4 protein-coding genes are annotated in these 6,874 nt (G+C 50.7%); all 4 read right to left on the bottom strand.

Going from position 1 to position 6,874, the window contains the following annotated elements:
• Positions 1–1,821: hypothetical protein (locus tag PHI12_12515; GenBank protein MDD5511613.1), on the bottom strand; the 1,821-nt coding region annotated here is incomplete at its 3' end.
• Between the two features lie 697 nt (positions 1,822–2,518).
• Positions 2,519–5,644: an N-6 DNA methylase gene (locus tag PHI12_12510; protein MDD5511612.1), complete on the bottom strand. Its 3,126-nt coding sequence runs from the start codon at positions 5,642–5,644 to the stop codon at positions 2,519–2,521.
• A complete protein-coding gene (locus tag PHI12_12505) occupies positions 5,641–6,084 on the bottom strand; it encodes a HEPN domain-containing protein (GenBank protein ID MDD5511611.1) in 444 nt (147 codons plus the stop codon). The genes PHI12_12510 and PHI12_12505 overlap by 4 nt, the downstream gene beginning before the upstream one ends.
• A complete protein-coding gene (locus PHI12_12500; GenBank protein ID MDD5511610.1) occupies positions 6,068–6,634 on the bottom strand; it encodes a nucleotidyltransferase domain-containing protein in 567 nt (188 codons plus the stop codon). The genes PHI12_12505 and PHI12_12500 overlap by 17 nt, the downstream gene beginning before the upstream one ends.
• Positions 6,635–6,874: the final 240 nt, after the last annotated feature.

The raw sequence follows: 6,874 nt of genomic DNA, 5'->3' as shown, positions 1-6,874 counted from the left end.
TAGCCAGTCACCATGATAGATCCGCTCCCAAGTATCGCCGTTATCATAGCTCCGCCAGACGCTATCGCAAGCAAACCATCCCTCTAGTCGAGGGGATACTGCATGATTAGCACCCCCGTTTTCTTCTGCTCCAAGGCAGGGGTACAAACCGTTATTTAAAGTGGATAGGTATATAACGCTACAGTCTGGGCAGACGGCTACATCGGAGAGCACGTCGATATTAGTATCGATCAGACCTATCTGGTTGAAGGAGACAGCGTCGTCGAGGCTCACCGAGAAGGCGGATTCATCGAGCGGGTTGCCGTAGGATTCCTCAGAATCAGGCCAGGGGGCCATGTAGAAAATACGATGGTACTGGAAGCTGCCGCTGGTGGAGGCGAAGGCCTTCTCACCGTCGGGGGTGTAGGAGACCACCGCCATGTATGGACCCGAGGGGTCCTTGCAGGCGCACTCCCACTCCGGGCAACAGTCGTCGAGCTCGACGGTGTGGTAGACCGCCACCCCTTCACAGGGTATCGGTTCTGCCACGTCTAGTACCCCGGCCAACTGTTCCGCATAGACGCCGACCATGGCCTTACAGGTATCGGCGTCACCGTAGACGTCGATGCTGGCCAGTATCGGGTCGCCCGAGGGGCCGCAGCGGCCGGTCAGGGCGCCGTCCTCAGAGATGAAGACATAGCCCTTGATGACAGGAGGCATTACCATGGGGTCTATCGCATCAACGTAGAGGTAGATGTTGTTGTCGGCCGGTTCGGCACCGTCGAAGTCGGCGGGCAGGGCGAAGCCCATGCTTCTAATCTCGGCCAGTGTGATCAGGGTGGTACCTTCATCGGTAATCTGGACGGCATCGGGGAAGCCGGCCTCGGCGTTCCAGGCGATGTCATCACTCCAGGTGCCCTCCTGGATATAGGGGCACGTAGGTATGTCTACACCAGCATCCTGGACACACATACAGACGATGGTATCGTCCATGTCGAAGTTGGGCGAGAAGTCCACGGCAACCACCCCGAACATCTCGATAGCCCAGTCATCGATGTCATCGGTGCTGTCGTTCCAGCCGGGATAGAACCGGGTGTCCACCCAGCTTCCGGTAAGCCATGTGCCCGCCTCGAGGCGGAAGACGACTCCCCGTCCGGGGGGAGCAGCGTAACCTTCAAGAGAGATGCCGGCCAGGGCGATGTTATGAATGTCGCCTACCGCTGGAGATATTGCCATGTCCATCATAAAGTCCATGGCAGTACCAGCAGTGCCAGCGGAGGGGTCCTCAATCGGATGGGCATAGGTAAAGTTGTCGCCGCCGTCCTCGGAGGCAACAACAAAGGGTGTGCCGGGACCCCTGCCGACTTTACCTGTGTTGATGTAGCCGGCCACGGCCACCCAGTCCTCGTCATCGGGTGCCAGCGCCACAAAGTTAAGACACATGATGTCGTCGGATACGCCAATAGTGGGGACATCTGGCAGGCTGCTGGCCTCGACGACGTTCTCGGTTAAGTCGTTCCAGGTGACGCCCCCGTCATCGGACTTGACCAGGGCGTAGTTATACCATTGGCCGTTCTCATTCTGCCAGCCGACCTCGGTGCAGCCGCTGGATAACTCGAGGACGGCATAGATGATCTCGCCCTCGTCGCCGCCGACGGCGTAGTCGAGGATGTCGGAGCTGGGTAGGATGAACATGTCATCCCAGCTCGGTGTGTTGACCGGGCCCCACTCCATTTCGTCGGCCCGGGCCGTAGGAGCAGTAATAAAGGCGGCGCCCAGCGAAAGAGTCAGGCCGATGGCCAGTCCCACGCCTAAAATCTTAGATATTGGTTTAGTTATCATTTTACTTTTTCTCCTTGTTAACAAAAGGTTTCTTCTTCGTTGGCAGTCGTTAGATATATTAAGCAACGTATTTATTGCTATATTCGTTGCACCTCTTTGACTGTAGCTCTATTCCCAACTCCTCTAAAAACTTCATTTGATTATAACACGCTTGTCAAGATAAAGGTTGCCTGCACTTTCTGACGGAATGTTCATTTTCATAGTTGCCGTGTGCGGTCTGTTGGCGTCTGAACTTCCTGGAATGATAGGTTCGCTCTTATTGTCATATGGCCGGCACAATGGGGAAACGGCCTCTAAATCGGTCAGCAACTCTCTTAAAAGCATCGATTGCTTGTATTTCAAAAGTCCCTTCGGTAACTGCCACATTCTCTTCCATAGGGAAGGTAACTACCTACTTTTGAAAGTCGCCATGTTGAAGCTTTACAGGATTGAAACTAGCAGCATCCAAGCTAACATCTCCGTTGACAATAAGGATCAAGTTCTTTATTGTTGTTGCACTTCCACGATGCGAGAATTCAATCTCGGCATAATACCGATTTGGGTAGGGAGTAATTACCACTAGCATGTCACTGGCATCATTACGGATTAAATCGTACTTAAAGTATTTTACTTTTATCCTAACTCTAGATCTATCCGCTCACCTGGGGTATATGCTTGAGAAGATATTGGCTATCATACCCCACATCTCTTTTAGCCCTCACCCAATCGGCCACTCCGATATCAGCTCGTCTATCTCAGCCATCAGCCGGATGGTCTCTTTCAGTGCTACGATGACCTTCTGGTAGTGGATTAGCTCATCGTAGTTTAGCTTTCTCACTTTGCGGTCTTTGAGCCATTTCTGGCAGACCTGGTAGCCGCCGATGTGGAAATCCCAAACCTCCAGTGACACACCCTCAAAATACTGCGTCTTGTTGATGTAGACGCGCTGGCTATTTTCGTCATAACTTACCTTTTCCACTTCATTGGAGCCGGCGACAGGGTATTCTGTAAAGAGGTTATTCAGCGCGGGCGACTCCATCAAGTGCAGGGCTGCCAGTTCAGCGCCTTTTGCCGCCAGCGATTTGAAAAGCCCTTTATCCGAGGTGAGCGGCAAACGCGGGAAGTCTATCTTGAGGAACTCGGCGTAGCGGGTGCGGTAGGTGGGCGAGTGGAAGACGGCATAGGCGTAGTTGAAGATGTCTTCCGGGCCAAAGGTCTGAACCAAGTCTCCACGGTCGTCTTCAATGAAGGGCAGCCCCAGCTTCCCCGAGGCAGCCTTGATGAACTCCGGATTCAGGTTGGGGCGGCGCTTGCCGCCATCAAACTGCATCTCCCCTTCGGCAGGGTATAGGTAGAGGGGGAAGCATTGGCCACCACCTCTGTAGAAAATATTTAGGTCCACAATTTGTCGGCTACAGTAAATTATGTCCCATTGAGTAGGACCCACGACTTGCCCTGCTCTTCCTATACAGAGCGTTAGATTGTCTCGTTTAATAATATTAGGCATAACGTCGGGACGAGGCATACAATGGAATCCCCTAGAATGCCCAGTGTAATAGGTATAGCGCACATCAAAGGGGCGATAGAGTATAGGGACTATCAATTCTGGACTCAACCCCGAATCTTCGAGGTCTTTCTGCGCCAGAGATACCCTCCAATCACGAACATCCTCCCCCAAGTTATACTTATCTCTTGCCTCGTCTGGCGGTAATTTCACAAAATCATGAATAGTATTCTGAACCTCTTTAGCTGACCATCGGATAGTCAACCCATCTCTAGCTGTGAATAACCCTACACAATTTGTAGGGAAAATATCTGAAAGCTTCCATCCCCTCTCGTAATCTGCTAACAAATCTTCTCTAATAGGTACGAAGAAGTAAAACGGACTACCTGGTTTGAGTTCAATCCATTTAGTCTCGATTATATTGTCCTCAATCAGGATATGATATTTGTCCTCCCTTAGCCCCCAGAGGTCAGCATAATGCACCCCGCTAGGCTCGGTTTCACCCAACTCTTTTACCAGCAGACAGATAGCCACTCCCTGCTGGATGTCAAATACATTTTCGTCTTTACCACCGTCCGGAGCAACCTCTTTTTTCTTGGCGTTGCCGTGGAGATTAAGAATATAAATATCCGTAAACGTATTCATAAGGGACTGCCGCATACCGCGAAAGGTGGGGTTATCCAGATAAGAGTGATTGGTAATAAAGCCCAGGATGCCCTGCCCTGTTCGCTCGATGCGCCACTGACTGAAGGCAAGGAATTTCACATAGTCGTCCTGAAGCCATTTTAGGTTTTTCTCATCCAGAGGCTTGCCGTCAATGGTCTTATAGCGTTCCACCAATTGCCTCGCCCATTCCCCCTTATTTGCCGAGTGCCCGGAGTACGGCGGATTGCCTATCATTACCATTATCGGCTCATCTTTCTTGACCTTGGCAGCGGCGTTGGCTTCCTCGCTTATCCATCGGGCAAAGAGCGTCTCGGAATGCTTTATAGCCTCATCCAGCGTGTTGGTCAAATAGATGCCCAGGCGCTGGTCGCTGTGGAACTCGTAGCCAGTCTCCTGAAGTAAAAGCCCTAGCTTGAGATGCGCGACAGCATAGGGAGCCATGAGCAGCTCAAAGCCGAATATCCGCGGCAGAAGCTTCTCCGCCACGTAGTTGTTCCACAATCCCTGCTGTCCCTTGCCGACGATAGCCTGGTAAATCTCGTTTACCACCATGTAGAGGAAGGTGGCCGTACCCACCGCTGGGTCGAGGATTAGCGTTTTATCATCAGCCAGCCCCTGTGTCTTGTTGAAGCGGGTCTTCAGCAGGTGGTCGATAGAGCGCACGATGTAGGAAACCACCGGCTCCGGAGTGTAGTAAACGCCGCGCATATCCCGTATCTTCTCGTCGTATTCCTTCAGAAAAGTCTCGTAAAAATGCACCACCGGGTCTTCCTTGCCGCTGTGCTTACCAAAGTCCTTCAGAACTGCATCCATATCTGCCTGTGCCAATACCTGCGCTAGGTCATCCACCAGCCAGGCAATCCGATCATCGAGGTCGTAGCCGGCGATGTACTGAAACAGCTTTCTCAGGAACGGGTTGGTCTTGGGCAGATTCTGAACTGCATCAAGGCGAGTGAAGGAAGCGCCGTTCTTAGAGATACAGCGGGCGGCAAACAGACCGTAGGCAATGGTCTGGGCATACATGTCGGCGAAATACTCGACAGACAGGTCGGGGATGAGGTTAGCGCGGAAAGCCACTAGTTGAGTGTGTAGACTGCTGCTCTCCGGCTCATTCTGAAAGGCATTGATGATGAGATTACGGATAAGGTGTGCCTGCCGGGCCATACGCCGGGCAAGCTCTTTTGGCGTACCTACCCCCTCGGCTTTATGGGAGAGAAAATTGACTAAAAGCTCGGCAACAGCTTGAACTCCGTCTTTATCACGCTTGATTTTGCCATCTTTGGTCGGGCTTCCCAAGCGAGCTTTGAGACGACATTCCCCATCTACATACCAGTGGAACTCAAGGTAATCGGTCAGAACCAGGTTGGTGAGTGAATCGCGGTAACGCTTAAGCTGGTCAGTCTTCTCTGCCTCATCAAGACTTTTACCGATATCCTTAGCTTCGATATAGCCGATGGTGACTGACCCTTTTCTGAGAATAAGGTCGGGAGCGCCGCACTCGATATGTTTCGGCTCATTGGTAGCGGTTACCGCAGAATCCAGATTTTCAAGCAGTGTTTTCAGCGCCGGGCGGTGGGTATGCTCGGTAGCATCACCAACCGTCAGTGCTTTGCCAATAGAGTGTATGTAATCCTTAATCGGCTTCAAATCTTTTGTCATTTCTTTCTGCGTCATAAAGAATACTCGCTAACACCTAAAATAGCGGCTGCCTTTACAATGAACTTCTCTGCCGAAGCAATGACTGCCTTCGCTCCAGATTGAGAGAATTCAGCTTCATAATCAGCAGCTTCGCGGAGATTCATAGCATTGAGAAAGTCACGAACTAGCTGAGCATCCATTATACCTTCGTCCACAAATAGTGCTCTCAAAGCTACAGCCAGGTAGTAGTGACTCTTTTCACGATAGCCCCGAGAGTAGACAAGCGCTCTGGCGGCATGGAACATAGCATAATAGCCCTGGATAGTCGACCATTTGTAGCGCTCATTCTCATAGCCCGATCTTGCATCCAACAGGTCGCTTTTGGCGGCTGAGAGTTCCTTCTTAACCAGGTTTTTACCTCTGGTGAAGGAAACGACCTTTTTGTTTTCGAGACACTGCTTAAACTCTTGATTCACCAGCCACCATTTCCCATAATAGTATGCCGCGATCAACTTCTTCTATGAAAGTCCGCTCCGATTCTCCACTCTCCAGTAGCTCGACGGGGGTTCTAATCACCGATTGAATATGAATATTCTCAAATCCCTTCGGGAATTTAAAATCACCGATGGCATTGGCCACATCTTCCTTTCTGCTCGATACCACGAATAAATCCAAATCACTCTCAGAGGTATCAGTTCCGAGAGCACAACTGCCATATAGTATAATACGATTTGACATCTTCTTCAGTTCCTCTATTAATGGTTCAACCAGCATAAGATTCACCATTTTCTTGAACTCGGTGGAGGCAGCATTAGAGGAATCGATAGAATAGAAATACATTTTACCCTCTCGACGGCGTAGGACAGCCCCTGTGGAATATAGCCCGTTTAGTGACCGGTTTGCCGAGCCGGTAGATATCCCGAGCTTACGAGCTACTTCCCGCTCATAGAACTCCTCGTCCGAGAATTTCGCAAGCAGGCCCAGCACCTTTTGGTTGATCGTAGTGATTAGATGCATCTGTAGCATATTCTATTTGCTCCACATATTGAGTATGTGCTCATTGTAATGAGCGGTTACATAAAAGTCAAGAGCTTTGGACAAATTGTGACTACGACCCGGCGATTGTATTTTCCTGACTTTTGCTGGCTAGGCGCTTTGCATTTTTGTCAGGCCTGTGTTATTTTTGAATTAAAGTTATATAATATAATAAGGCTAGACCGCTAGGGGTGCCGCAGGGCTGAGAGGCTTTTTGAGCCGACTCTTGGA

It is taken from the genome of Dehalococcoidales bacterium, from assembly GCA_028716225.1.
GTDB lineage: Bacteria > Chloroflexota > Dehalococcoidia > Dehalococcoidales > UBA5760 > UBA5760.
The sequence above is the reverse complement of the archived record's forward strand: the minus strand, read 5'-3'. Positions and strand labels throughout refer to the sequence as shown.